The sequence below is a fragment of the Paraburkholderia sp. SIMBA_027 genome, assembly GCF_046535315.1.
GTDB classification, from domain to species: domain Bacteria; phylum Pseudomonadota; class Gammaproteobacteria; order Burkholderiales; family Burkholderiaceae; genus Paraburkholderia; species Paraburkholderia tropica.
Window position 1 is genome coordinate 1 of record NZ_JAWRWY010001784.1, and the last position, 228, is coordinate 228.

Annotated in this window: 1 pseudogene; it reads right to left on the bottom strand. The window is 61.4% G+C overall.

The features are described 5' to 3' along the window. Positions 1-228: pseudogene (gene glyA, locus SB764_RS45305) on the bottom strand (serine hydroxymethyltransferase); the annotation flags it as partial.

A 228-nucleotide genomic window follows, 5' to 3' on the forward strand; every position in this document is an offset into this window, starting at 1 on the left:
GGCCTGGTTCGCCTGGGACCCGGAGTGCGGCTGGACGTTGACGTACTCGCAATTGAACAGTTTGCGGGCGCGCTCTATGGCCAGGTTTTCGATCTCGTCGACAACGCCGCACCCGCCGTAATAGCGCCTGCCCGGATAGCCCTCGGCATACTTGTTGGTGAGCACCGAGCCCTGGGCCTGGAGCACTTCGTCGCTGACGTAGTTTTCTGACGCAATCAGTTCCAGGTG